20 protein-coding genes are annotated in these 26422 nt (G+C 46.0%); 19 read left to right on the forward strand and 1 reads right to left on the reverse strand.

What is annotated here, in order from left to right:
* Positions 1–6 precede the first annotated feature (6 nt).
* The 4 genes from mutS to MMY95_RS01175 all read left to right on the forward strand — a co-directional run bounded on the left by mutS (position 7) and on the right by MMY95_RS01175 (position 9569).
* Positions 7–2697, forward strand: a complete 2691-nt coding sequence (gene mutS, locus MMY95_RS01160; RefSeq protein WP_104795818.1) for a DNA mismatch repair protein MutS — start codon at positions 7–9, stop codon at positions 2695–2697.
* Positions 2698–2864: 167 nt separating this feature from the next.
* Positions 2865–4901 carry a DNA mismatch repair endonuclease MutL gene (gene mutL / locus MMY95_RS01165; protein ID WP_003644637.1) on the forward strand — a complete coding sequence of 679 codons (2037 nt, stop codon included), beginning with the start codon at positions 2865–2867 and terminating at the stop codon, positions 4899–4901.
* 1047 nt (positions 4902–5948) lie between these two features.
* Complete coding sequence (locus MMY95_RS01170; RefSeq protein WP_003641510.1) at positions 5949–6347, forward strand: hypothetical protein; 399 nt, start codon at positions 5949–5951, stop codon at positions 6345–6347.
* Positions 6348–6500: 153 nt separating this feature from the next.
* Positions 6501–9569, forward strand: a complete 3069-nt coding sequence (locus MMY95_RS01175) for a YfhO family protein (protein WP_053267779.1) — start codon at positions 6501–6503, stop codon at positions 9567–9569.
* Positions 9570–9698: 129 nt separating this feature from the next.
* Here the strand turns inward: MMY95_RS01175 and MMY95_RS01180 are convergent, their stop codons facing one another.
* Positions 9699–10220 (reverse strand): hypothetical protein, encoded by a 522-nt coding sequence (locus MMY95_RS01180; RefSeq protein ID WP_003645455.1) that lies wholly within the window; start codon positions 10218–10220, stop codon positions 9699–9701.
* Positions 10221–10420: 200 nt separating this feature from the next.
* Here MMY95_RS01180 and ruvA point away from each other — a divergent pair, with 200 nt between their 5' ends.
* The 15 genes from ruvA (at position 10421) to trxA (ending at position 26320) form a co-directional block, all read left to right on the forward strand.
* A complete protein-coding gene (gene ruvA / locus MMY95_RS01185; RefSeq protein WP_003644635.1) occupies positions 10421–11032 on the forward strand; it encodes a Holliday junction branch migration protein RuvA in 612 nt (203 codons plus the stop codon).
* A gap of 17 nt (positions 11033–11049) precedes the next feature.
* Entirely contained in the window at positions 11050–12060 is a 1011-nt protein-coding gene (ruvB, locus tag MMY95_RS01190; RefSeq protein WP_003641514.1) for a Holliday junction branch migration DNA helicase RuvB, read from the forward strand.
* 17 nt (positions 12061–12077) lie between these two features.
* Positions 12078–13112 carry a tRNA preQ1(34) S-adenosylmethionine ribosyltransferase-isomerase QueA gene (gene queA, locus MMY95_RS01195; RefSeq protein ID WP_003641515.1) on the forward strand — a complete coding sequence of 345 codons (1035 nt, stop codon included), beginning with the start codon at positions 12078–12080 and terminating at the stop codon, positions 13110–13112.
* A 309-nt stretch (positions 13113–13421) separates the two neighbouring features.
* A complete protein-coding gene (gene tgt, locus MMY95_RS01200; protein ID WP_003641516.1) occupies positions 13422–14564 on the forward strand; it encodes a tRNA guanosine(34) transglycosylase Tgt in 1143 nt (380 codons plus the stop codon).
* Between the two features lie 77 nt (positions 14565–14641).
* Positions 14642–15025, forward strand: coding sequence for a preprotein translocase subunit YajC (gene yajC / locus MMY95_RS01205; RefSeq protein WP_003645451.1), 384 nt, complete (start codon positions 14642–14644; stop codon positions 15023–15025).
* Positions 15026–15154: 129 nt separating this feature from the next.
* Positions 15155–16288: a DNA polymerase IV gene (gene dinB, locus MMY95_RS01210; protein ID WP_003641518.1), complete on the forward strand. Its 1134-nt coding sequence runs from the start codon at positions 15155–15157 to the stop codon at positions 16286–16288.
* A 92-nt stretch (positions 16289–16380) separates the two neighbouring features.
* A complete protein-coding gene (locus MMY95_RS01215; RefSeq protein ID WP_104795816.1) occupies positions 16381–17337 on the forward strand; it encodes a bifunctional oligoribonuclease/PAP phosphatase NrnA in 957 nt (318 codons plus the stop codon).
* A 2-nt stretch (positions 17338–17339) separates the two neighbouring features.
* Positions 17340–18683: a DEAD/DEAH box helicase gene (locus tag MMY95_RS01220; RefSeq protein ID WP_003645450.1), complete on the forward strand. Its 1344-nt coding sequence runs from the start codon at positions 17340–17342 to the stop codon at positions 18681–18683.
* 327 nt (positions 18684–19010) lie between these two features.
* Positions 19011–21653, forward strand: coding sequence for an alanine--tRNA ligase (alaS, locus tag MMY95_RS01225; RefSeq protein WP_053267781.1), 2643 nt, complete (start codon positions 19011–19013; stop codon positions 21651–21653).
* Positions 21654–22037: 384 nt separating this feature from the next.
* Positions 22038–22307, forward strand: coding sequence for an IreB family regulatory phosphoprotein (locus tag MMY95_RS01230; protein ID WP_003641523.1), 270 nt, complete (start codon positions 22038–22040; stop codon positions 22305–22307).
* Positions 22304–22738: a Holliday junction resolvase RuvX gene (gene ruvX / locus MMY95_RS01235; RefSeq protein WP_003641524.1), complete on the forward strand. Its 435-nt coding sequence runs from the start codon at positions 22304–22306 to the stop codon at positions 22736–22738. Before MMY95_RS01230 ends, ruvX begins: the two co-directional genes overlap by 4 nt.
* Before the next feature lie 12 nt (positions 22739–22750).
* Complete coding sequence (locus MMY95_RS01240; RefSeq protein WP_003641525.1) at positions 22751–23047, forward strand: DUF1292 domain-containing protein; 297 nt, start codon at positions 22751–22753, stop codon at positions 23045–23047.
* 131 nt (positions 23048–23178) lie between these two features.
* The gene (zapA, locus tag MMY95_RS01245; protein ID WP_053267782.1) at positions 23179–23430 is read left to right on the forward strand and encodes a cell division protein ZapA; all 252 of its coding nucleotides are present in this window, start codon (positions 23179–23181) and stop codon (positions 23428–23430) included.
* Between the two features lie 59 nt (positions 23431–23489).
* Positions 23490–25853, forward strand: coding sequence for an endonuclease MutS2 (locus tag MMY95_RS01250; protein ID WP_053267783.1), 2364 nt, complete (start codon positions 23490–23492; stop codon positions 25851–25853).
* A gap of 155 nt (positions 25854–26008) precedes the next feature.
* The gene (trxA, locus tag MMY95_RS01255) at positions 26009–26320 is read left to right on the forward strand and encodes a thioredoxin (protein ID WP_003641528.1); all 312 of its coding nucleotides are present in this window, start codon (positions 26009–26011) and stop codon (positions 26318–26320) included.
* Positions 26321–26422: the final 102 nt, after the last annotated feature.

Here is a 26422-nt window from a genome sequence, read left to right on the forward strand (position 1 = left end):
TTAAGCGTGCCACAGAAAACAAAAGATACACCGATGATGCGTCAATATTTTGCAGTTAAAAATCAATATCCCGATGCGTTTTTATTTTACCGACTTGGTGATTTTTATGAAATGTTTTTTGATGACGCGATTAAAGGTGCTCAGTTATTAGAGTTGACCTTAACGACGCGGAATCATTCGGCGGAAAACCCTATACCGATGTGTGGGGTTCCCCATCGAGCCGTGCAAAATTATATTGATATTTTAGTAGATAAAGGTTACAAAGTCGCTATTTGTGAACAGATGGAAGATCCCAAATTAGCCAAGGGAATGGTCAAACGCGAAGTGATTCAGCTCGTGACACCTGGTACGACGTTGGAACGGGGCGCGGAACAAGCTAAGACGAACAATTACTTGACTGCGCTGATTCAGCGTGATCAACAATATGGTTTTGCGTACGCCGACTTGTCGACTGGGGAACTAAAAACGAGTGTCTTAACGACTAACGATACCCTAATTAACGAGTTGACCAGCTTGCAAACTAAAGAAATTGTGGTCGACGACTCTGTTGCTAGCGATTTGCGCGATCAAATTAAGACGCTAGGAATTCTAATTTCAGAACAGAATAACGTCACCCCCCAGGCTGAATTGAGCTACTTGACTCAGGACTTGACGGTCGATTTGGAACAACAGGTCGTGGAACGGTTATTGATGTATATTACGGTGACTCAAAAGCGGAGCCTCGCGCACTTACAAAAGGCGATCGCTTATGAGCCGTCATACTTCCTGAAACTCGATCATAATTCCAAGTATAATCTGGAATTAATGAAGTCCATCCGAACTGGTAAAAAGCAGGGAACTCTCCTGTGGCTATTAGATGAAACTAAGACGGCGATGGGCGGACGACTATTAAAGCAGTGGATCGACCGGCCATTGATTGTGAAGGCCGATATTGAAACGCGTCAAAATAAGGTTGCGACGTTATTAGATCATTATTTTGAACGTAGTAACTTACAAGAAGAGTTGACTAAAGTTTATGACTTGGAGCGTTTAGCTGGCCGGGTGGCTTTTGGTAGCGTGAATGGGCGTGACTTAGTGCAACTCAAGACATCCTTGCGTCAGATTCCAAAGATTCGGTATATCTTATCGGAATTAGATACGCAGGTATTTAATGATGAAGTTAATCAGCTGGATCCAGTCGAAGACGTTGCGGATTTGATTGACGCGGCAATCGTTGAAGACGCGCCTTTGTCAGTAACGGACGGTGGTGTGATCAAGGATGGTTATAACGAGCAACTCGATCAATATCGGGATGCTATGAATAATGGGAAAAAATGGATTGCTGAGTTGGAAGCCCAGGAACGGGCGACAACCGGTATCAAGAATCTTAAGATAGGGTTTAACCGGGTTTTCGGCTATTATATTGAAGTCACGAAGGCCAACTTGGCCCAATTACCGAAGGACCGCTATGAACGTAAGCAAACGTTAACGAATGCTGAACGCTTTAGTACTCCTGAACTGAAATCGCATGAAAGCCTGATTTTAGAAGCTGAGAGCCATTCTACGGATCTTGAGTATCAACTCTTCACAAAGGTTCGTGAAACGGTTAAAAAGGCAATTCAGCGGCTACAAACATTGGCGAAGGCGGTCGCAGCAATTGATGTCTTGCAAAGTTTCGCCGTCGTTAGTGAAGATTACCACTTTGTTCGACCGAAATTAACTAAATCACATGATTTGAAGATCGTTGATGGTCGTCATCCGGTCGTTGAAAAAGTGATGGGTAACCAGAGTTACGTCCCAAATAACGTGACAATGTCACCTGATGAGACGGTCCTTTTGATTACTGGTCCTAACATGTCCGGTAAAAGTACGTACATGCGTCAATTAGCATTGACGGTCATCATGGCGCAAATTGGTTGTTTTGTACCGGCTAAATCAGCGCAACTTCCAATTTTTGACCAAATTTTTACACGTATCGGTGCCACGGATGACTTAATTTCCGGTCAAAGTACGTTTATGGTGGAGATGCAGGAAGCCAATAATGCCTTGCAACATGCGACAGCCAATAGTCTAGTGTTGTTTGACGAGATTGGCCGGGGGACGGCGACTTACGATGGCATGGCGCTTGCCCAAGCAATTATTGAGTTTGTGCATAACCATATTCATGCCAAGACACTGTTCTCGACGCATTATCATGAGTTGACCGCGTTAGATCAAGAATTATCCGGGTTACGAAACGTGCATGTGGGTGCGACTGAACAGGATGGCGAGCTCGTCTTCTTGCATAAAGTTGAGCCCGGGGCCGCCGATAAGTCCTACGGGGTGCACGTTGCCAAGTTGGCTGGGATGCCAACGAGTTTATTGGAACGGGCCAATAAGATTTTAACGAGTTTGGAAAATCAAACGAGTACGGTATCGACGACAGCGGCTTCGATTGCTGCTAGTGATGCTGCTAATAGCGTGGCACCTAACACAGCGGCTTCAATGCCGGTTGAGGCCGCCGATGAGTCACAGCCAGTAGAATCGGAGACCCCGGTTTCCGAAGCTCCGGTCGCTGAAGCCGGTGATGAACAGCTGTCGTTATTTGCTGAGCCGGCGGTGACGGATGCGAAGGGTGAAAAGGTTTTACAACAGCTGAAGACGTTGAACTTGATGGCGATGACCCCGATGGATGTAATGAACCAGCTGTATAAATGGCAACAAAAATTAGGCAAGTAGGCGCATTTTAACTCATCATAAATGAGCGCAATAAGCTGTTATGATGAGCTATTGGTGCGTCTGACGGACAGGTAGGTCAACACTAGTCAGTTATTGCTAGTTGGGGTAATCGAAAATGTTCGTGCAGGACACGAGCTTAATTATTTTATGTGAAAGGACCGATGGAAATGGGGAAAATTCATGAGTTATCTTCTGTGCTGGCTGACCAGATTGCTGCCGGCGAAGTTGTGGAGCGGCCCGCCTCGGTCGTTAAAGAACTGGTTGAAAATGCTGTTGATGCGCACGCGACACAGGTTGATATTTTGGTGCAAGAGTCGGGCGTTCAGTCAATTCGGGTTATCGATGACGGTGACGGTATTGATGACGCTGAAGTCCTGACCGCTTTTAAACGGCATGCGACGAGTAAGATCACATCACGTGAAGATTTGTTTCGCGTCCATTCTTTAGGTTTTCGCGGTGAGGCGTTGCCAAGTATTGCGTCAGTAGCGGACGTGGTGATGAATACGAGTACCGGCGCCACTGGGACGAGTATTCATTATCGCGGCGGTAAGCTATTACAACAATCGCCCGCTCCGTTGCGGCAAGGGACGGACATTACCGTCACCGATTTGTTTTTTAATACACCTGCGCGACTAAAATATTTGAAGTCCCCCCAAACGGAATTAGCGAATATTTTAGACGTGGTTAACCGCATCGCACTTAGCTATCCAGCGGTGGCATTTCGGTTAGTTCATAATGCGAAAGAGCTACTAAAAACGGCTGGTCGCGGTGACTTACAACAAGTCATTGCTGGTATTTACGGTGTCCAAAATGCGCGCAAGATGGTTGCCATTCAAGGATCGACCACTGATTTTAAATTGAGTGGCTTTGTGGCTTTACCTGAGCTGACGCGGGCCAGTCGCCAGTATATTACTGTTCTGATTAATGGTCGTGCTATCAAGAACCAGCAATTGACCAAAGCCGTCATCAAAGGTTACGGTTCTAAGTTGATGGTCGGCCGTTATCCAATCGCGGTGATCGCTTTAACAATGGATCCTTTATTGGTGGACGTCAATGTTCATCCCACGAAACAAGAAGTCCGTTTGAGTAAGGAACCAGAATTAGCCAAACTGGTCAGCACCACGATTACGGACCGGTTAGTGGATGTGAACTTGATTCCGTCAGCATTGACCAATCTTGGCAGCCATCGGCGTGAACATCTAAATACAGACCAGCTGGCGATGGATTTGAACGCCGTTTCGTCACAGTATCAAGTAGCGGATAAGACAACGCCGGCATCGACTGAGCAGTTTGCAGCCTCGCTGGCAGCGGCAACCATGCAGCCCAGCTCGGCAACGACCATGGTAAGTACTACTTCAGCACAGCCATCAGCGGTAAACCGTGCAGCAGTTAGTGCGGTTGTTCCGTCAGAATCAGCGGCAAGCTCTGCCAACCCGCCGATTATGATTAGCCATCGCGACGAACTGACAGCTACTCCAGTTCAAGCATTTGACCAGCGTTACCAGTCAGAATCAGGCGCTTTACCCTTTGGTGAAACTGCTGAACCGTTAGAAACCAGCACGGCTGCAAGCGCGCCGACTAGTGAAGCGCCGGATACGGAACGTTTTCCACAGTTACGCTATCTTGGTCAGATGCACGGGACTTATCTGTTAGCTGAGGCGGATGATGGTATGTACATTTTGGATCAGCATGCGGCCCAGGAGCGAATCAACTATGAATATTATCGCCAAGCGATAGGTGAGGTTAGTGCGGATCAACAAAATTTATTGGTTCCGATTATTTTAGATTACCCGACGAGCGATGTTTTAAAGATCAAGGAAAAATTGCCGTTACTAGCAGAATTAGGGATTCATCTGGAATCATTCGGCGGCAACAGCTTCATTGTTCATGCCCATCCGACCTGGTTCAAAGCTGGGCAAGAAGAAGATACGATTCGTGAAATGATTGATTGGCTCTTACAGGATGATAAGTTGACGGTCGCCCAATTTCGGGAAAAGTCAGCTATCATGATGTCCTGTAAACGGGCAATCAAGGCCAATCACCATTTGGATGATCAGCAGGCCCGCGCGTTATTAGCCAAGTTACCGACCTGCGAGAATCCGTTCAATTGCCCACATGGCCGCCCGGTGACGGTACACTTCACGAATTCAGACATGGAACGGATGTTCAAACGAATTCAGGATAGTCATGAAGCACGTGATTAAAGTGATTATTGGCGGCGTACTCGTTACTTTAGTATGATTCGTAATCGATCCGCATTGTGCAAGTAAATATTTCATGAATTATGATTAAAACGTGCCAAGTTTAGATTGTTGTTCGTCAGCCGGTGTGCGTCCTATGCCGACCTCCGGGGCTGGGTGACAATTGCTGGAACGCAGCCGACGTCGATTTGAGCTAACGCATAACCCGCGTCATCTCAAATACGAGTCTTATTCTAAGCCGGAAGCAGACCACTTCCAGCTAAGAATAATTTGGCTACTGAGCATTGTCCACCCAGCCCCTCCGGTCGGGAAACTGCTCGAATGGCTGATGAACGACCACCTAATTTGGTACAATTAGTCGCTGACTATTTTGATGCTGGAAGTTTAAACAAAGCGCTAGGTGCATTAAGCACTCTGTCAAGAGATTAAATCCTACTATACCGATTCAGGATTAGTGAGCCATCTCAATATTATTTTTAGTCTGACAGTTGATTGACAAAATTACCGTTTATGAAAAGCAACGACCAATTCATCAAAAGTTGGGTACCTCACCGTCTGCCATTCGAATACTGTCCCGACTGGAAGGCGTTTCGGCCAATGCTCAGTGGTGAAATTTCACTTAGCAAGCGTCTTGTGCTTGGTTAGTGAAAGGCCAGTATTTGAGACGTGATTTTTCGGCTCAAATCTGTGCCCACCACGTTCCGGCAATTGGCAGAAATGCCTGGAAGTCGGTGTAAGGCGCACACACCAAGCAAGTCTACGCTAGTCCGAACTTTTTCCAGCGGTCTTAAGCTGGTTGCTTTTGAACTTAAGAAATGGCACGTTTTAATCATGACTGATACTGAATAATCACGAATCGAATGTGTTATCGAATAAAAATAGCAATGTTGAGTAGTCCCTAGGTTAAAAAACCTAGGGACACTTTTATTGTCGCCAGTATTGCGGTCTAAAAAACAACTTTAAGATTGGGAAAGTGGCGTTTGTGACACTAATTTGAGTTGTAAAATTTCAGATTGAATTGGTTTAAATAGTTAGCTATCATTGATTAAAATGAGTGGTGAGCGCGTATCGGGTGCTTGGACCACTCAACATGATTGGGAGTTGATTGTTTTGGATATGACCAAACTTTATTATCGCCAGGTTTATTCGGCATATTGTTTTTTGGCAGATTTACCAGAGGCCACGCCCGCGTTCGTGGCCGGGCGCAAGACGCTGTGGGAATTAAATGCGCATCCAAGTGCGCGGGACGCCAAATTGATTACGCTGAATTTATATGAGCAAGTTGCTGCTTTTGAGCTCGATCCTAACCGTCATGATCAAGCGGCAATCGCTACGATCAACTTACAACGTGATAATGCTGTGAGTGGCTTACAACCTTTAGTACAGTTGTTTGGGAGTTATCCGGCGACCACTAAGATTGAAACTTTAGATAACTGGGATTGGCGTTAGTTGTTGATGGGACAGCTGTGAATCACGAATTTATTAAGATTCAAACTGAACATCACGAGACGAAATTGTTCATGGTAAAATAGAAACATTGTTTGAGATGGCAAAATATGGGGATTGCGTTGTCGACGTAATTACAAGATAGGGGCACCTGATTTGAAGACAGTACGGAAGATACCACTAGTCGTCTGGTATACGGCGATGTTTGTGGTTATTGCGACGATTACTTACAGTGGGCTTTTCTTAGCCGGCCGGACATTGATTTGGGAAGTGGATGGCATCGCCCAACACTTCCCGATTTTATTGGAATTTCAGCGGATCTTACAGCACCACCCACAACAATTATTCAGTTGGTCATGGAATCTCGGCTTGGGGGCCGATCAACTGACGACTTTTTCCTACTACGTGGTCGGTGATCCGTTTAATTATTTAGTGGCGTTTGTTTCGCGCGCTCATTTGGAATGGGCCTACCAAGCGTTGATCTTGCTGCGATTGTACTTCGTTGGACTTGCTTTTCTAGGTTTCAGTCGGCAGTTCAAGTTCAAACGTATCAGTCAATTGATTGGAGCTTTGACGTATACGTTTACCGCGTATACGTTCTATGTTGGGATGCACCACCCGTTTTTCTTGTTACCAATGATTTGGTTTCCGCTACTGTGTTGGGCGATTGAACGGGTCTTACGAGGCCGACATTGGTTACCACTCAGTCTGATTACCGCCGTTGTAATTTTGAGTAACTTCTATTTTGCTTACTTACTCGCATTGGGCGGTTTAGTCTATGCTTTGGTGCGTTTCTGGTCACGTCGTCGTGACCATTTAACGATGCGGTCGTTTGGACAGTTATTTTGGCGGTTACTAGTGGCAGTTGGTCTTGGTGTCACGATGGCAGGCATCTTACTAGTGCCCACGCTGCTCGCGATGTTGACGGCAACGCGTGCGAGTTTTAACTTTGCGAATGGCTTGACGAGTTATCCCATCAATTATTACGTTAATTTACCCAATCGACTGTTGACCAATGGTGGCAGTGTCCAATACTGGGTGACCCTCGGGCTGAGTAGCATTAGCTTTATTGCAATTATTTATACACTACGTCATTTCAGACGCTATTGGGTGCTTAATTGGGTACTGGTCGTGATGATGTTGGGTATTTTGTTGCCTCAATTTGCGGCCGTATTCAACGTTTTTTCAACACCTTCTAATCGATGGTTGTTGATGGCAACCCTCGTGTTTGCTTATGCGACGATGGCATTTATGGACCAAGTCACTGCTCTGACAGCGGCTGATTTAAAATGGTTGGCTGGTATTAGTGGCGGTCTGCTTGTCATTATTTGGCTGATCAATGGATTCTATCTCAATATCCGCAAACATGATATTGCGACATATCTCATCTTGTTAGCGTTAATTGGGGTCCTGCTGGCCAAACAATCCTTAAAATTGACCAATCGGCAATTTTATGTGTTATTACTGGGAATTGTCACGCTGAACCTGGCGAATAACGGACTGGGCTGGTTGAGTATCAATACTAATTCTAATAGTACTGAGCAGTTGCGGCAGGGCGCGGCAATGAAATGGGTCAAAAATTATTTTGATGGTGCGCAAAAAAGTTTAACCACGACTAGCCAATTTTATCGAACGGCTTTGGCACCCAACTACTATACGATGCGTTCGGCTGAGAGTGATGTGCCGATGGTGTTAGGAACTCACACGGTTGGATCGTATTTTTCAGTTCAAAATGGTTACGTGGGGGCATTTAGTCAGGCCTTAGGCAACTCAGAGTATGCGATGAACTCGCCACTCGGTTCGTTGGACGGTCGGACGACGATGTATAACTTATTAGGTGTTAAATATTTATTTGCACGTGAGGACCAGTTGAAGAAACAAGCCTTACCAGCCGGATATGAGGTTGTTAAGATGAAAACTGGCGAACCGAAGATTTTTGCGGACAAGTTTATTTATGGCATGAGTAATCATACCGGCACGATCTTGTTAAAATCCAAGAATGCGTTGCCGTTAGTTTATACACAGCAGCATCAGATTAGTCAACGCCAATTTAATCGCTTGAACGCAGTTGACCGCGAGCAAGCCTTGTTACAAGGTGCGGTCACTACGCAGCAGGTTAGTGGTGTTAAGACTGTCAAGCCAACCGTTACCGGAAAAAACGTCGCTTATACGGTTCAAGCGGATACGACGAATGTTTTGGATACGTTGGACAAGGTGATTATTTACCGCAATCAACATGCAACGGGAGCGTCGAACAACGCGTTGACTAAGTTACCGGCAGATACGATCACATTAACGCCGGAACAACGAGAAAGTTTGACGCCGGCAACTGGCCTGACGACACCGTCAAACCGCGTGTTGAACTTGATTGCAGCTAATCAAAAGTTAGTCCAGAAAAATCAGGAAAACAATGCCGACGAGTTAACGAGCATGGTCAGTGATGTGCAGGGGCACCAGATACCGTACCAATTGACCATTCAACACCCTAAGAAGTATCGAAATACGGAACTCTATCTTGTGCTAGATGGCATCAGTTATCGGCGTTCCTCAATCAAGCACGCCTTGACAACGAGTCAAAATACCAACGTGTTCACGGCCCGTCCGTATACCAAAGTCGATTATCTAGATGATGTTCGCGATGGTCTGAAGGGCAATTTGAGCGCTAGTGGGTATTCTTTAACTGCTCAGATAACGGATAACTTGACGAGCTTTAGTCAGTTGGGTACCACGAATATGTCAGATTATGAGCCCCGGACATCAGCAGTAATCAACTTAGGGTATAGCAAGTACGCGCGTAAGCTGATTACGTTGAACTTTACGAGCATTCGTAGTTTGCATTTTAAGTCCGCTAAACTGATCGCTGTACCGCTTGGGAAGACTTATCGTCAACGGACGCGGCAACTACAGACGAGTGGGTTGAAGCATCAACAAGTGACGAACAACCAGATTACGGGAACCACGCTGACTAAGACAGCAACCGTGTTAACAACGTCAATTCCGTATTCGACTGGTTGGCAGCTACGAGTTGACGGTCAAACCGTTAGGACTCAAGTTGTCAACAAAGGGTTTGTGGGGGCCAAGTTGACAGCCGGCCGGCACCAGATTCGATTGACGTATCACACACCAGGACTAAAAATCGGCATATGGTCGAGTATTATTGGTGGTGTGATTAGCATACTGATTGCCTGCTGGTGGGGGCTTCACAAACGTGTCAGACAATCTTAATTGAGTAAATCGGTATTAAAATAGGCTTCTTAGGAATTAACTTTGATTCCTAAGAAGCCTATTTAACGTTAGATGGAACACAAACGAATGTATGCCATAGCGAAATTCACAATTAACAGCCACGACTGGTTAATTATGAGGTGTCGCTAACGCAATTAATTGTTCGGGAATGACCGGTGCAGTGACTAATTTTTGCCATTCACTGGTTGAGACTAACATGACGAGTGGCGTGCTGACCGTTGTCAACCACGTTTTCTGCGGGATAACGGGTGCCATGGCCGTTGTGATGTCGGTATTGACCTCAGACTCAGTAATCTGCCAGAGTCGATGTGTGACGTGCGCGGTATCCGTCACCTCGACGACCGGGGCAAAATGACCGACCCAGTCGTCAATCAACATCTCGATAACGGGCTGCTGTGGGTAAAGGACTGTGTTGATCGTGCCGGGAACCATGGTCGTCACGGTTTGATCCACCGGCCAGCTGCCAATTAAGCGCCACTGGTGAACACCGTTGAGTGTGAGTTCGTACCAGTAATAGCTGGCTTCGGTTGTCGTCATTGTATCCTGGCTGTCCCAATTGGTCGCAGCTGTTTGAATTTTAGTTTGACCAGTTGTGGTTGGTAACACCGCTTTAAACGGTTTGAGTTGCATAGCGAGACCTCCCTAGGACTTTGAGCATAGCATGACGTTAACGTGGCGGCAAGCATTTCTTGCAACGAAATCCGTCAATCGAGGTGAAATTGATTTAACATTAAAATTTGTTTTTTATCGGTGCACCAGTGTTAAGCCACTGTGAAAATGTGGTACAATTTAGCAAGCAAACATACGTTTTATTTAAAGGAGTTTTTTCGGTGTACGAATATTTTCTCGGTCAAGTGACCGATGTAACCCCCGGTTATGTGGTGATTGAGGTCAGCGGCATTGGTTATAAAGTGCTAACGGCTAATCCATACCGTTACCAGGTGGGCCCAACAGCAGTTAAGATGTATATCCATCAAGCCGTCAGCGAAAATGGCATGAGCCTATTTGGCTTTTTTGATGCTGACGAGAAGGCGTTGTTCGAAAAGTTGCTCGGGGTTTCGGGAATTGGTCCGAAGTCGGCCCTCGCGATTTTGGCCAACAACGACCATGCAGGTCTGATCCAAGCCATCAATCAAGAGAATGCGACTTATCTGACGAGTTTTCCTGGCGTGGGCAAGAAGACAGCTCAGCAAATCGTGCTGGACTTGAAAGGTAAATTAAACGATCTAAACGTTGATGTGACTGGTCAAACTGCGCTCGATGTGGATGCTCCTGCTGTTGATGGCGCGTTAGCGGACGCGTTGGCGGCTCTGGAAGCTCTTGGCTATTCGAAAGCGGATGTCAAGAAGGTCACTAAGAAGTTGGAGACGTTTAGTCAGACACAAGGGGCCGATACGAACACCTTGTTGAGTGAAGGACTACGACTATTGATGAAGAAGTAGATGGGAGGGGTAACTAAATGGACGATGACAAGTTATTATCCGGTGACAAAGCCGATGACGAAGAGGCGTCATTAGAAAAATCGCTCCGTCCGCAAACGTTAGCCCAGTATATTGGTCAGGCCCGGGTCAAGCACGAATTAGGAGTGTATATTGAAGCGGCCCGCAAGCGTGAGGAATCCTTGGATCACGTTTTGCTGTATGGTCCACCGGGATTAGGGAAGACCACGCTAGCGATGGTAATCGCCAACGAGATGCAGGTCAATATCCGCACGACCAGTGGCCCTGCAATCGAAAAGCCAGGTGATTTGGTTGCGCTCTTGAATGAACTGGAGCCGGGTGATATCTTATTTATTGACGAAATTCACCGGTTACCGAAAATCGTTGAAGAAATGTTGTATTCGGCCATGGAAGATTTTTTTGTCGATATCGTGGTCGGACAGGGGCCAACCGCCCATCCCGTGCACTTTCCACTGCCGCCGTTTACGCTGATTGGCGCGACCACCCGAGCTGGTATGCTGTCAGCTCCGTTACGTGACCGATTTGGAATCGTCGAACATATGGCGTACTATGAAGTTGCTGATTTGGAAGATATCGTTAAGCGGACTGCAGATATTTTTCAAACGAGTATCAAACCATCGGGTGCCCACGAAATTGCGCGTCGCTCACGGGGAACGCCCCGCATTGCTAATCGCTTGTTCAAGCGAATTCGTGATTTTGCAGAAGTGGCGGATCAAGACGCCATTGATGAGGCCATCGTGGCGCGATCACTGACATATTTACGCGTAGATGATGCCGGCTTGGACGAGACTGACAATAAGCTCTTACGAACGATGCTAGAGTATTATGACGGGGGTCCGGTCGGGCTTGCTACGATTGCGGCCAATATTGGTGAAGAAACGGATACAATCGCGGAAGTGGTCGAACCGTACTTACTCCAGATTGGGTTCTTGAAGCGAACACAACGTGGACGCGTTGTTACAATTAAAGGTTATCAGCATTTGGGATTCCCATACCCAGAAAATAAATAAAGATAAGAGGTCACAACATGAGTTTAACACTTGAAGATTTTGATTATGATTTACCACATGAACTGATTGCCCAGACACCAATCAAAAAACGGGATAGTTCACGGTTGTTGGAATTGGATCGCCAAACGGGCGAAATGCAAGATAAGCATTTCTACGATATTATTGATCAACTCAATCCAGGCGATGCGGTCGTTATGAATAATTCCCGCGTTATGCCAGCTCGTTTGTATGGTGTTAAACCTGAAACTGGTGGTCACGCTGAAGTCCTATTATTGCATAATACGGAAGGTGATGAATGGGAGACACTCATGAAACCTGCCAAACGTGCCAAGGTCGGTACCGTGATCTCATTTGGCGATGGTAAGTTGACGGCGACCGTAACGGCCGAAAAGGAAGATGGCATTCGGATGATCGAGTTTCATTACGATGGGATCTTCATGGAAATTTTGGAGAGCCTGGGTGAAACGCCATTGCCACCATATATTAAAGAAAAACTCGATGATCCAGACCGTTATCAGACTGTTTATGCCAAGGAAAATGGCTCGGCAGCTGCGCCAACAGCTGGTTTACACTGGACGAAGGAACTCTTACAAAAAGTTCAAGACAAGGGTATTAAGTTGGTTTACTTGACGCTGCATGTCGGACTAGGGACGTTCCGGCCAGTTGAAGAAGATAATATCGATGATCATAAGATGCACAGTGAATTTTATCGATTGGACGAAGATGCTGCTAAGACGTTGAATGAAGTACGGCAAAATGGTGGGCGCATCATTGCAACCGGGACAACGTCAATCCGGACGTTAGAGACCATTGGTAGTAAGTTTGATGGTGAAATCAAGCCGGATTCGGGTTGGACGGATATCTTTATCAAACCTGGTTATCAATGGAAAGTCGTTGATGCGTTCATCACGAACTTTCATTTACCGAAGTCGACCTTGGTCATGTTAGTGGCTGCCTTTACGGGCCGTGATATGATTTTGAAGGCTTATCAACATGCGATTGATGAAAAGTATCGCTTCTTCAGTTTTGGCGATGCGATGTTTATTCACTAGTATAACTGGCTTTAAACGCGATCGCTTATTTTGAAACGGATGACGGTTGAATATTAAAATGCCGTATTATACGAGGCGTATCGCTAATTTCAAGCTGCCGTTTTAGCTCTGGAGATAATAAAGATTGTCAATAGTCGCTTCAAGAAGTTAAAATGCATTCTTGAGGCGACTATTTGACGTTTGAACGCTTTGTTAACAGACTGACTAAAGCCACGTGGGTGCCCACGCCAATTGCCGCGACTGGTTCACGGCTGGATTTCGTGCTATCATTATTTGAGTTTAGCAACATTTTAATACGGAGGAACAGATATGGAACCGGCAATTAAATACCGATTAATTAAGAAAGAAAAACACACAGGAGCCCGCCTTGGCGAATTGATTACGCCACACGGGACCTTTCCAACACCGATGTTTATGCCCGTTGGGACGCAAGCCAGTGTTAAGTCACTGGCACCCGAAGAATTAGACGCGATGGGTGCGGGTGTTATCTTATCGAATACGTACCATCTGTGGTTACGGCCAGGCGAGCAAATCGTGAAAGAAGCTGGCGGGTTACATCAGTTTATGAATTGGAAAAAGGGAATCTTGACGGATTCAGGTGGGTTTCAAGTCTTTTCCCTGGCTAAAAACCGTGATATTACGGAAGAAGGGGTCCACTTTAAGAATCATCTGAATGGCTCAAAGATGTTCTTATCTCCTGAAAAGGCTATTCAAATCGAAAATGATCTTGGCCCAGATATCATGATGAGTTTGGATGAATGCCCACCATTCTTTGAAAGTTACGACTATGTTAGCAAGTCAGTTGCCCGGACAAGTCGCTGGGCAGAGCGGGGATTGAAGGTTCATCAACATCCTGATTACCAAGGCTTGTTTGGGATTGTTCAAGGTGCGGGCTTTAAAGACTTGCGTGAACAGAGTGCCAAAGATCTTGTTAGCTTGGACTTTCCAGGCTACTCGATTGGGGGCTTATCAGTGGGTGAATCGAAGGCTGAGATGAATCATGTTTTAGACTTCACGACGCCACTATTGCCAGAAAATAAACCCCGTTACTTGATGGGAGTTGGCTCTGCGGATGCCTTGATCGACGGTGCAATTCGTGGGGTCGATATGTTTGACTGTGTCTTACCGACTCGGATTGCCCGTAATGGCACTTGCATGACGTCCCATGGGCGTTTAGTTGTCAAAAATGCGGCCTACGCTCACGATTTCACCCCGTTAGATGATAATTGTGATTGTTATACCTGTCGTAATTTCACGCGTGCTTATATTCGTCATTTGATTAAGGCGGACGAGACGTTTGGTTTGCGTTTGACGAGTTATCATAACTTATATTTCTTGTTACACTTAATGAAGCAAGTTCGTCAAGCCATTATGGATGATAATTTACTGGAGTTTCGCCAGAACTTCTTTGAAATGTACGGTTTTAACGATAAAAACCCGAAAAACTTTTAGTGCTACTGGTATTTCAGACTGTAATTTGTTAAAGTTAAAGATAGTCAAACTTTTAATTAGAGTAGGAGCGATATTAAATGGGTCAAATGGCATCAATTCTGTTTATCGTGGTCATGTTCGCATTCTTATACTTCTTCATGATCCGTCCACAACGGAAACAACAACAACAACATCAACAAATGTTAAGCAAAATCAAACGTGGTGACAAGGTTACGACAATTGGTCGCTTGCACGGGGTCGTTGATGAAGTTAACGAAACCGAAAAAACAGTTACTTTAGACTGTGATGGCATCTACTTGGTTTTTGATTTGAACGCTGTTGCTAAGATTTCTCCAGCCGAAGATGCACAAGCTAAGACAGTTGCACCAGAATCTGGGGCAGCGGCTGAATCAGCTGCTACTTCTGAAGTTGAATCGGCAAGCTCAGCCGCCGACGATAATGCTGATTCTGAAGCAAAATAGGTTTACACCATAAGTGGTCGATCATTACTGATGACCGCTTATTTTTTTTGCTTATTTTTTGGTCTTGAAACGCGCTTTTGAACGTATGTTCGTGTATAATGAAAGTACTAAGGATTGGAGGGGCGGCGGATGGCACAGTCAATTGTTGAAGCGCCTATTCGGGTGGATACGAGTCGGAAAATTATTCATGTGGACATGGACGCGTTTTATGCGTCGATCGAAGAGCGGGAGCATCCAGCCTACAAGACGCAGCCGTTAGTGATCGCGCATGATCCTCGGCAGACAGGTGGGCGAGGCGTTGTGACGACGGCTAACTATGTTGCCCGCCAATTTGGTGTTCACTCGGCGATGCCAGCTGCTAAAGCATTAGAACTCTGCCCAACAGCAGTATTTAAGACGCCCAACTTTCCGTTGTACCGCGAAGTTTCGGCGCAGATTCATCGTATTTTCCATGAGTATACAGAGATGATTGAGCCAATTGCCTTTGATGAGGCTTACTTGGATGTGACTACGAATAAGAAACACATCCATAGTGCGGTCGAACTGGCGCACCGATTACAACAAGAAATTTGGCATCAAACACATTTAACTTGTTCAACGGGAATCTCCTACAACAAATTCATTGCCAAACTAGCATCAGATTATCGAAAACCAGCGGGTGTGACGATCGTATTACCACAGGATGCAGAACCATTTTTGTTACGTGAACCCATCGAGAAATTTCGGGGTGTCGGTAAAAAGACGGTACCTAAAATGCACGATTTAGGAATCAAGACTGGACAGGATTTATACGCACAGTCTGAATTAGACCTAATCAAACAATTTGGCAAGTTGGGCTATATTTTATACCGGCGAGTGCGCGGCAGTGATGATCGGCCAGTCGAGTATTTACGTGAACGGAAATCAATCGGCAAAGAGCGGACGTTTGGACCGTTTCTCCAATCGACGACGGAAGTTAATACGCACTTGAAGGCCATCGCTAAGTTGGTAGCAGCTAGCATGCAATCGCATCAGCGCCACGGTAAAACACTCGTTCTCAAGTTGCGTTACGGTGACTTTGTCACAATTACCAAGCGGCGAACGTTCGGTGAATTCATACCTAATGACGCGGCCTTGTTTGAGCAGTACGCCGAAGAGATTTTTGAAGAGGTGGTCGATGATCATTTTAACTCTGGCATCCGCCTGTTAGGGATCACGCTAACTGGCTTGGCACCACTGGCGTTTGAGAACTTAACGTTACCACTTTATCCAAATGATAATTAATTTATTTGGCGCGACGCGGATTCTTCGGTATACTGGAGTACTGTGACAGTTTAATCGCCACCAGTAAATTATGAGAGTAAGAAGGTTCATTTATGACCGTCCAAACAGCAATTTTTGACTTAATTAAACAAGCAAAAACAATCATCATTCATCGTCATCAGCGACCTGACCCAGACGCCATCGGAAGCCAGTTAGGGTTAGCAGCTATCATTAAAGCTAGCTTTCCTGCGAAGCGGGTATTGACACCTGGAAAACAGTACCATGGTTTTGACTGGTTAGGACAAATGGATGAGGTTACCGAAGCGGACTATCAAGACGCACTAGTATTAATTCTTGATACCGCTAATCAGCCCCGAATTGATGGTGAACTTTGGAATCAAGGTAAGACAATTGTTAAAATCGATCATCACCCAAACGATGACGCTTTCGGTGACCCACAGTGGGTCGACGTTGATGCTTCCAGTACGAGTGAGATGATTTATAATTGGTACGCACCCCTTGCGGCGGAGTTAACGCTAACGGCTAACGCCGCTCGGTTGTTGTATGCCGGCATCGTTGGGGACACCGGTCGCTTTCTATACTCTGCGACCAAGCCTAGTACCATGCGAGCAGCAGCGGCCTTAATGGAAGCCGGTGCGGATGCTGAAGTTGTCAATCGTATTGAAGATACCATCACGTTACCAGTCGCACGGTTGTCGGCCTACGTTTATGAACATCTGACACAGTTGGATTCGGGTGCAGCTTACGTTATTTTAACGAATGCGATTCTCGATTCATTTGCAATCGGTGATGCTAGTACTGCTGGGGTTGTCCCATTACCTGGGCGTATTGATACGGTTAAGTGCTGGGCGATTTTTGTTCAACAAAAGGAAGGTGACTTCCGTATTCGGTTACGTTCAAAGGGACCGTCAATCAACGGTGTGGCCAAGAACCATGATGGTGGGGGCCACGCATTAGCGAGCGGTGCCAAGGCTAAAGACCAACAAGAAATTGAAACGGTAGTGCGAGAACTCGACCAAGTCGCTAGCCATTATGAGAAAGAGGTTTAAATATGACCGCAAGTTTTGAAGATTTTAAATTGCAGCCGTTCTTGATGCAGGCACTGACTGACATCAATTTCCGCAAACCGACTGCGGTACAGGAAAAGTTGATTCCAGTGATTGCTGCTGGCCGCAGCGTTATCGGTCAGTCAGCAACTGGGAGTGGTAAGACGCATACGTTTTTACTGCCAATGATCAATCAACTGAATGCTGATGAACGTTACGTGCAGGCAGTTATCACAACGCCCAGCCGTGAATTAGCTTATCAGATTCAGACTGCTGCTAAACAGTTGATCCAACACAGCCCGAAAGCCATTCACATTGGACTCTATGTCGGTGGGACTGATAAGCAGGAACAGATTGAAAAGCTAAATCGGCACCAACCACAGTTGATTATTGGGACCCCAGGACGGATTCTGGACTTAATGCGCTCCCAGGCACTCGATGTGCATCGTGCGACTCAGCTAGTAGTTGATGAAGCCGATATGACGCTAGACTTGGGCTTTTTGAACGTGGTTGACCAGATTGCTGGCCGAATGCCTGCTGATTTACAAATGTTGGTGTTCTCAGCCACGATGCCACAAAAATTAACGCCATTTTTGCGCAAGTACATGAACAATCCAGTTATGGAAGAAATTCCAGTAGAATCTGTGATTAGTCCGACTATTGATAACTGGCTGATTTCCACCAAGAGTCACGATAAAAACAGTATTATTTATCGCTTGCTGACGATTGGTGAACCGTATCTCGTGTTGATTTTTGCTAACACGAAGGAACGAGTTCAAGAGTTGACCCATTATTTGCGCCAACAAGGTTTAACGGTCGCAATGATCCATGGAGATATTCAACCACGTGAACGAAAGCGGGTTATGCGCGACGTCCAACAATTGAAGTATCAATTTGTTGTTGCCACTGATCTAGCTGCCCGTGGGATTGATATTGAAGGTGTTTCACACGTCATCAATGATGATATTCCGAATGACTTAGAATTCTTCATTCACCGTGTTGGCCGGACCGGCCGGAATGGAATGGCGGGGACTGCGATTACGTTATATAGCCCAGGCGAAGAAGCCAAGGTCAGTGCAGTTGAAGCAATGGGGATCAAGTTCAAACCGAAGGCGATTCGTGATGGTGAGATTGTGGATTCATATGACCGTAATCGTCGGGCTAAACGGGGGCCAAAACAGGAAAAACTGGACCCAACCTTGATTGGTTACGTCAAAAAGTCCAAGAAAAAGATCAAGCCGGGTTACAAACGCCGCATTCGTAAAAAGATCAGCGATAAGGCGCGGATGGACCGCCGCATCGAACAACGAGCGGCTGCCCGCAAGGAACGCAAGGATCGTAAGTCTTAATTGACGTGCATCCGGATAGATTAATGCAAAATAACTGAGTGGTGTATTGACAAGTTGCCACAAGTTTTCTATACTTTGCAAAGTAAGGACATATCTATCTCACATATCGGTCAAGAAACACTTTGGTTGCTGGAAAAAGTGCGGTGTGGGGTAGATGCTACCTAGAAGTAATGACTAGCAAACTAGTCCGTGTCTCAGCGTTAATGAGCTTAAGAGGTAAACGAACACATCGTTGCAAGCAGAGTGGTACCGCGTTAACAGCGTCTTTGCTAGCAACGGTGTTTTTTTGCCTTAAATTAAGAATGATAGAGAGGATGCCAGAATTAAATGAAAAAATTAAGTAGTAGTGAAATTCGGCAAATGTACTTGGACTTTTTTCATGAAAAAGGTCATACGATTGTCCCTAGTGCATCACTAGTTCCCGTGGATGACCCAACGTTATTATGGATCAATTCCGGTGTTGCAACGATGAAGAAGTACTTTGATGGCTCCGTTGTGCCGGATAACCCTCGCATGACGAGTTCACAGAAGAGTATTCGGACGAATGATATTGAGAATGTTGGGCGGACGGCGCGGCACCACACGTTGTTTGAAATGCTTGGTAATTTCTCAGTTGGTGACTACTTCAAAAAAGAAGCAATCAGTTGGGCTTGGGAACTCTTGACCTCACCAAAATGGTTTGGCTGGGATCCTGACAAGTTATACATGACTGTTTATCCCAAGGACACGGATGCCGCGAAATTCTGGGAAGCAACTGGCGTGAAACCAGACCACATCATTAAAGTCGAAGATAACTTCTGGGACATTGGTCAAGGCCCATCTGGCCCCGATTCAGAAATTTTTTATGATCGTGGCGAAGCTTTCAATAATTTAGCTGATGATGACCCGGAAAACTATCCTGGTGGCGAAAATGAACGTTACTTGGAAGTTTGGAACATTGTCTTTTCGCAATTTAACCACACTCCTGAAGGTACTTACGAACCACTCCCGCGTAAGAATATTGATACGGGGATGGGGCTAGAACGGGTCGTTTCGGTCTTTCAAAACGCGAAAACCAATTTTGAAACTGACCTATTCCTCCCAATTATTCATAAGACGGAAGAATTAAGTGATGGCAAGCACTACGGTGATAACGCCCAGGACGACGTGTCCTTCAAAGTGATTGCCGATCACGCTCGGGCCATTACGTTTGCTATTAGTGACGGGGCCTTACCTTCCAACGAAGGTCGTGGTTATGTCATTCGGCGGTTGATTCGGCGGGCAATCCTACATGGTCAAAAATTAGGTTTGAAAGAAGCTTTCTTGGACCAATTAGTACCGATTGTTGGTAAGATCATGGCCTCACACTATCCCGACGTGCTCGAAAATAGTGCGTATATCGAAAAGATCGTGGCTTCAGAAGAAAGTCGCTTCAATGAGACCTTGAATGATGGGTTGAATCTGTTAAATAACTTGATTGCGGAAACCAAGCAGGCTGGTCACGATACACTAGCTGGTAAGGATGCATTTAAGTTATATGACACTTATGGCTTCCCGTTCGAACTAACTAAGGAATACGCTGGCGACGAAGATTTAGATGTCGACGAAGCTGGTTTTGAAGTTGAAATGAAGGCTCAACGTGACCGCGCGCGCAATGCACGTAGCAGTGCCAAGTCCATGGGCGTCCAACGGAGTCTCTTGATCGACATCAAAACGCCAAGTGAATACGTGGGATATGACGAATTAACGAATGTGCAGGGGACTTTGAACGACATTATTGTTGACGAGACCCTGGTTGATCACGTCGACAGTGGTCAAGCTGAGATGATTTTCAGCAAGACACCGTTTTATGCTGAAATGGGTGGTCAGGTTGCCGACCGTGGTGTGATCTTAGATGATGCCGGTGAAATGGTGGCTAAAGTGACTGACGTACAAAATGCACCCAACAAGCAGCATTTACACACCGTTGAAGTGTTGAAACCAATGCGAAAAGACGCGACTTATACGCTGAACGTTGACTTGGCATTCCACAACAAAGTCGAAAAGAATCATACCGCCACCCACTTGTTAGACCAGGCGCTTCGTGACGTTCTCGGTGAACATACGAAACAAGCTGGTTCACTTGTAGAACCTGATTATTTACGGTTTGACTTTACTCACTTTGGTCAAGTGACTGACGAAGAGTTAGCTAAAGTTGAACAAATCGTCAATGATAAGATCTGGGCAGCGTTACCAGTCAGTGCTATTCAAACTGACCAAGAAACTGGTCACAAGATGGGCGCAATTGCGGTTTTCACTGAAAAGTATGGCAAAATTGTGCGGGTTGTTTCAATTGGTGATTATTCTATCGAATTCGATGGTGGGACCCACGTTAAGAACAGTAGTGAATTGGGGCTATTTAAGATTGTTTCCGAAACAGGGATTGGCGCTGGAACGCGGCGGATTGAAGCCGTTACTTCGAAGGAAGCTTTCGAACTGCTTGACGGCGAAGAACAAACCTTGAAGCAAGTTGCTGCTCAAGTCAAGGCACCGAAGTTAGCTGATACGCCAGCCAAGGTTAGTCAGTTACAAGCCGATCTCAAAGCGGAACAACAGAACCGGGCCAGCCTCGAAAGTCGCTTAGCCAAACAGCAGGCTGGGGCAGTCTTTGATCAAGTTGACGATGTGAACGGTACGACGTTGATCGCCCAACAAATTGAAGTCTCTGGCATGGATCAACTCCGTCAATTGGCCGATACTTGGAAGACCAAGCAGTATTCTGACGTACTGGTACTTGGAACGGTCATTGGCGAAAAGGTCAACTTATTAGTTGCTGTTAGTGATGACAAGGTCAAGGCAGGTATCAAAGCTGGTGACTTGATCAAAGCCATTGCACCAAAAGTTGGTGGTGGCGGCGGTGGCCGCCCAACCTTAGCCCAAGCTGGCGGGAAGAAGCCTGCTGGACTACCAGCGGCGCTGAAAGCTGCGCATGAGTGGCTTGCCGAACAATAAGACTGATTGCTTTGGTTGCACATCCTGTTTTTTATGTTGGTTAGCTATGTTAAAGCTATCAAAATAACAATTAAATCAGTGCTGTTAGGACGAGACCGTTCTAACGGTACTGATTTTTTAATGTTATGGCACCTTGTGACCGGCTTAACTCGTAGAAGATTGGGTTACAAGGGGGGCCTGCTTTGGACTTCAACTATTCGAACATTCGAAACAGGGGTATGTCAGCATATGAAAAAACAGTGTAAATCGGGATGGATTTGCAGAAAACGTCTGCATTCTCCGGGTTATTATTACGAATGTGTTACATCAAAGTGGATTGATTGTACTTCATATGGGCATTTAGTAAAATAGATTAGAAGCGGAAACTAGCGGGAGGTGCTTGATATGAGTTCATTAGACAAAACAATGTACTTTGACTTCGATAATGACAGCGTTAAGGATGTCCACGACACGTTAACGACAGTTTATGAAGCGTTACAAGAAAAGGGCTACAATCCGATTAATCAAATCGTGGGTTACTTACTATCCGGTGATCCGGCGTATATCCCGCGCTTAAAGGATGCTCGGAACTTAATTCGGAAGCATCAGCGCGATGAGATTATCGAGGAACTTGTCAAGTCTTACTTAAAGGCAGATAAGGATGTTGATGCATGAAGTTGATGGGGTTAGATGTAGGTTCCAGAACTGTTGGCGTTGCCATTAGTGATGCTTTTGGATGGACGGCGCAGGGCGTTGAAATTATTCGAATCAATGAGGATGCTGAGGAATTCGGAATCGACCGGGTTGCTGAACTCGTTGAAGAATTGGATGCTGGGGGCTTTGTCCTAGGGCTACCAAAGAATATGAATAATACCTTGGGACCACGGGCTGAGGCGGCGCAACATTACGGCGAGTTACTGACAGCCCGGTTTCATTTGCCGGTAGACTTTGAAGATGAACGTCTGACGACCGTTGAAGCTGAACGGATGTTGGTTGAAGAAGCTAACACCTCACGTAAGAAACGCAAAAAGGTGATCGACAAGCTAGCTGCAAGTTTAATCTTGCAAAACTACTTGGATCGCCACGGCAAACTCACACAAGAATAGCGAGGAACTAACATGAGCCAAAACCAAGATCGTAAAGACAATGATGTGATCACATTAGTTGATGACGAAGGTAACGAAACCTTATTTAATATTTTGTTCACGTTTGATTCAGAAGATTTCGGTCACTCCTATATTTTATTATATCCAGCTGATGCTGCGGCCGATGATGAAGTTGATATTCAAGCCTACATCTTTAATCCTGAAGATGGCGACAATGGCGAATTACAATTGATCGAGTCGGACGACGAATGGGATATGGTTGAGCAAGTTTTGAATACCTTCTTAGCCGATGACGGTGGCATGCAATAGTCGAAAGTAGATTAAGCTCGTGGGCGTATGTCCGCGGGCTTTTTTAGAAATTATGAGACGGTTCTAACTGTCGCATAATTGTGATAACCATGCTAGAATATTAATTGTTATTGAAAGGAAGCGGGATGTTGATGACTGCTAACAAGCGCCGCTTTAAAGCGGAAATTGATGGTCGTACTTACACGATCATTGGCACGGCATCTGACCGTCACATGCAAACGGTGACGCGGATGATGAATGAGCAAGCGGCACAATTAAAAAAATTAGCCCCCGATTTGTCTGATACGGAGATTGCGACGTTGCTCGCATTCAATGCGATTTCAGATCAGGTTGACAAACAAGCTGAATTATTGAAAATGCAAACGGATGATGCCGACAAGTAATTGCATTGTCCGTTTTTTTGCGGCTTTTCGTAATTCATTGGAACTTCGGAGGGATATCAGTGAATTCCAAAGTATTGAATACGTTAGAGTACCAACAAGTAAAACAACAATTAGCACCATACTTAGTCTCGGCAACGGGCCAACAAGCACTCAATGAACTACACCCAATGACCAGCGTTGCGGATATTCAACGGGCCTTAGATGAAACCAACGATGGGGCAGAAGTGTATCGTTTAAAGGGTGGCATTCCGGTCGCTCGTTTAGCGGATATAAAACCGCATATGAAACGGTTAGCTATCGGTGCGACCCTGAATGGGAGTGAACTCGGGCAAGTTGGGCGGGTGTTACGGACAACGCGCGCAATCACGCGCTTTTTTGCCGAGTTGCTAGAAGATGCCCCTGAGAATGATATTCGACACCTGTTTGATGAAGTTGCAGAATTAGTTACTTTACCAGATGTGACGAAGCGCCTCGCTACTGCCATTGAAGGTGACGGTCATATCACGGATGAGGCGTCACCAGAACTGAGCCGGATTCGGAGCAATATCCGTCGTACTGAAACGGAGATTCGTAACCAAATGGGTCATTATACCCGTGGCCATGATGCCAAGTATTTAAGCGACCCAATCATCACGATTAGAAACGACCGTTACGTTATCCCGGTCAAGGCCGAGAATCGCAGTCGGTTTGGTGGCATCGTGCATGATCAATCAGCGAGTGGGCAGACGCTCTTTATCGAACCCCAGGCTGTCATGGCGATGAATGACCGGTTACGGCAAAATCAAGTTGCGGAAAAGCAAGAAGAACAGCGTATCTTGGAGGAACTCTCCAACTTAATTGCGCCTTACCAGGACGAAATCATTAATAATGCGGCGATTCTTGGACATTTCGACTTTATCAATGCCAAGGCGCGTTATGCGCATGATATGAAGGCGACTGAACCGGCCGTTTCACCCCAAAATGAAGTCTATCTACGGCAAGCACGCCACCCCCTGATTGATCCTCGCAAAGTCGTTGCCAATGATATTAGTTTAGGTACTGATTATCAGGCGATGGTCATTACGGGGCCTAACACTGGTGGGAAGACGATTACGTTGAAGACGCTGGGATTACTACAATTGATGGCCCAGTCAGGATTATTTATTCCTGTTGAAGCCGGAAGTCGCGTTGGCGTTTATAATGAAATCTTTGCGGATATTGGTGATGAACAGTCGATCGAACAGAATTTAAGTACGTTCTCATCCCATATGGAAAATATTGAAAGTTTCTTAGCGCAGATCGACGCTCACAGTTTAGTACTCGTTGATGAATTGGGTGCCGGGACTGATCCGCAAGAAGGTGCGGCACTGGCAATCGCAATTCTGGATGCCATTGGGGCCAAGGGAACCCAAGTCGTTGCGACGACTCACTACCCAGAACTTAAGGCGTATGGGTTTAACCGACCTGATACGATCAATGCTAGTATGGAGTTTGACGAAGAAACACTCAAGCCGACGTACCGGCTATTGGTCGGGATTCCTGGTCGAAGTAATGCGCTCGATATCGCACAGCGGTTGGGCATCCCGCAAGCGATTGTTGATCAAGCTCGGTCGTTGACGGATACGGATAGTCAAGACCTCAACGCAATGATTGCGGATTTGGTGACGAAGCGCAAACAGGTTGAAGATGAACAACTGAATTTGAAAACCCAAGTGGCAGATTCTGAAAAATTGCACCGGCAGTTGAAGAGCGAATTCAATGCGTATCAACAGCGTAAAGATCAGTTGATCGAAGATGCCAAAGTGCAGGCGAACACCATTGTTGAGCAAAGTAAGACTAAGGCCGATGCTATCATTAGTGATTTGCGTAAGAAACAATTAGCGAGTGGTACGGCGACTGTCAAAGAAAACGAGTTGATTGATGCGAAGGGCGCGTTGAATGCATTGGAGCAACAGCCTAAGCTCAAGAAAAACCGTGTATTACGGCGTGCCAAAGCCCAACATGATTTTCATGAAGGTGATGACGTGCTGGTCAAATCGTATGGTCAACGTGGTGTGTTGATGCGTCAGATGGGTAAACACGAGTGGGAAGTCCAACTCGGCATCTTGAAGATGAAGATTAGTGACGGTGACTTGGAACGCGTTAAGCCAGAAGAGCCAAAACGCGCGCGTGCTACTGTTCAGAGTGCCCACGCGAGTCACGTTTCGCCGAACTTGGACCTGCGGGGTGTGCGTTATGAAGACGCGATGACTCAAGTTGATCGCTATATTGATGCTGCGTTGTTGGCCGGGTATCCTTCCGTCACAATCGTACACGGGAAGGGAACTGGTGCTCTACGAGAAGGCATTACCAACTATCTCAAGTCTAATCGGCAAGTCAAGTCGTTTCACTTTGCTGCGCCAAATCATGGCGGCAATGGTGCGACTGAGGTGCAGTTCAAATAACCAGTGACGAGTGCCAGGTGCAGATCAGTGATGACGCGAATTCATGGCTGTGCACGATATCGGCGCTTTGATTGCAGGCAAATTGTTTGTGTTCCACCCGGTTACTGGTATACTTACTACTAGTAACAGATAAAGCTTAAAGGAGGCCGATTATAATGGTCGCAGCAACTACTGATAAAACTTTTACAACGGATACGGCTTCAGGAGTAACGTTAACTGACTTCTGGGCGACATGGTGTGGTCCTTGCCGGATGCAGTCACCAGTGGTCGAACAATTAGCTGACGAGATGGGTGACAAGGTGACATTCAATAAGATGGATGTCGACGCCAACCCTGAAACGGCCAGCAACTTTGGTATCATGAGCATTCCAACCTTATTAGTTAAGAAGGATGGCGAAGTGGTTGATACCTTAGTTGGCTACCATTCCAAGGAACAGATCCAACAAACTTTAGCTCAATATCTATAATAGGCTGGGCCATTATTTCATTGATGGTTCGCTAGCGAACGCGCCTTCTTAAGTGAACGGCGCGTTTTTTTGTGCTCTTTTTTAAGACCGGGGACAACCGTT

Origin of the sequence: Lactiplantibacillus sp. ME-2, assembly GCF_022549155.1 — a bacterium.
Lineage (GTDB): Bacteria > Bacillota > Bacilli > Lactobacillales > Lactobacillaceae > Lactiplantibacillus > Lactiplantibacillus plantarum.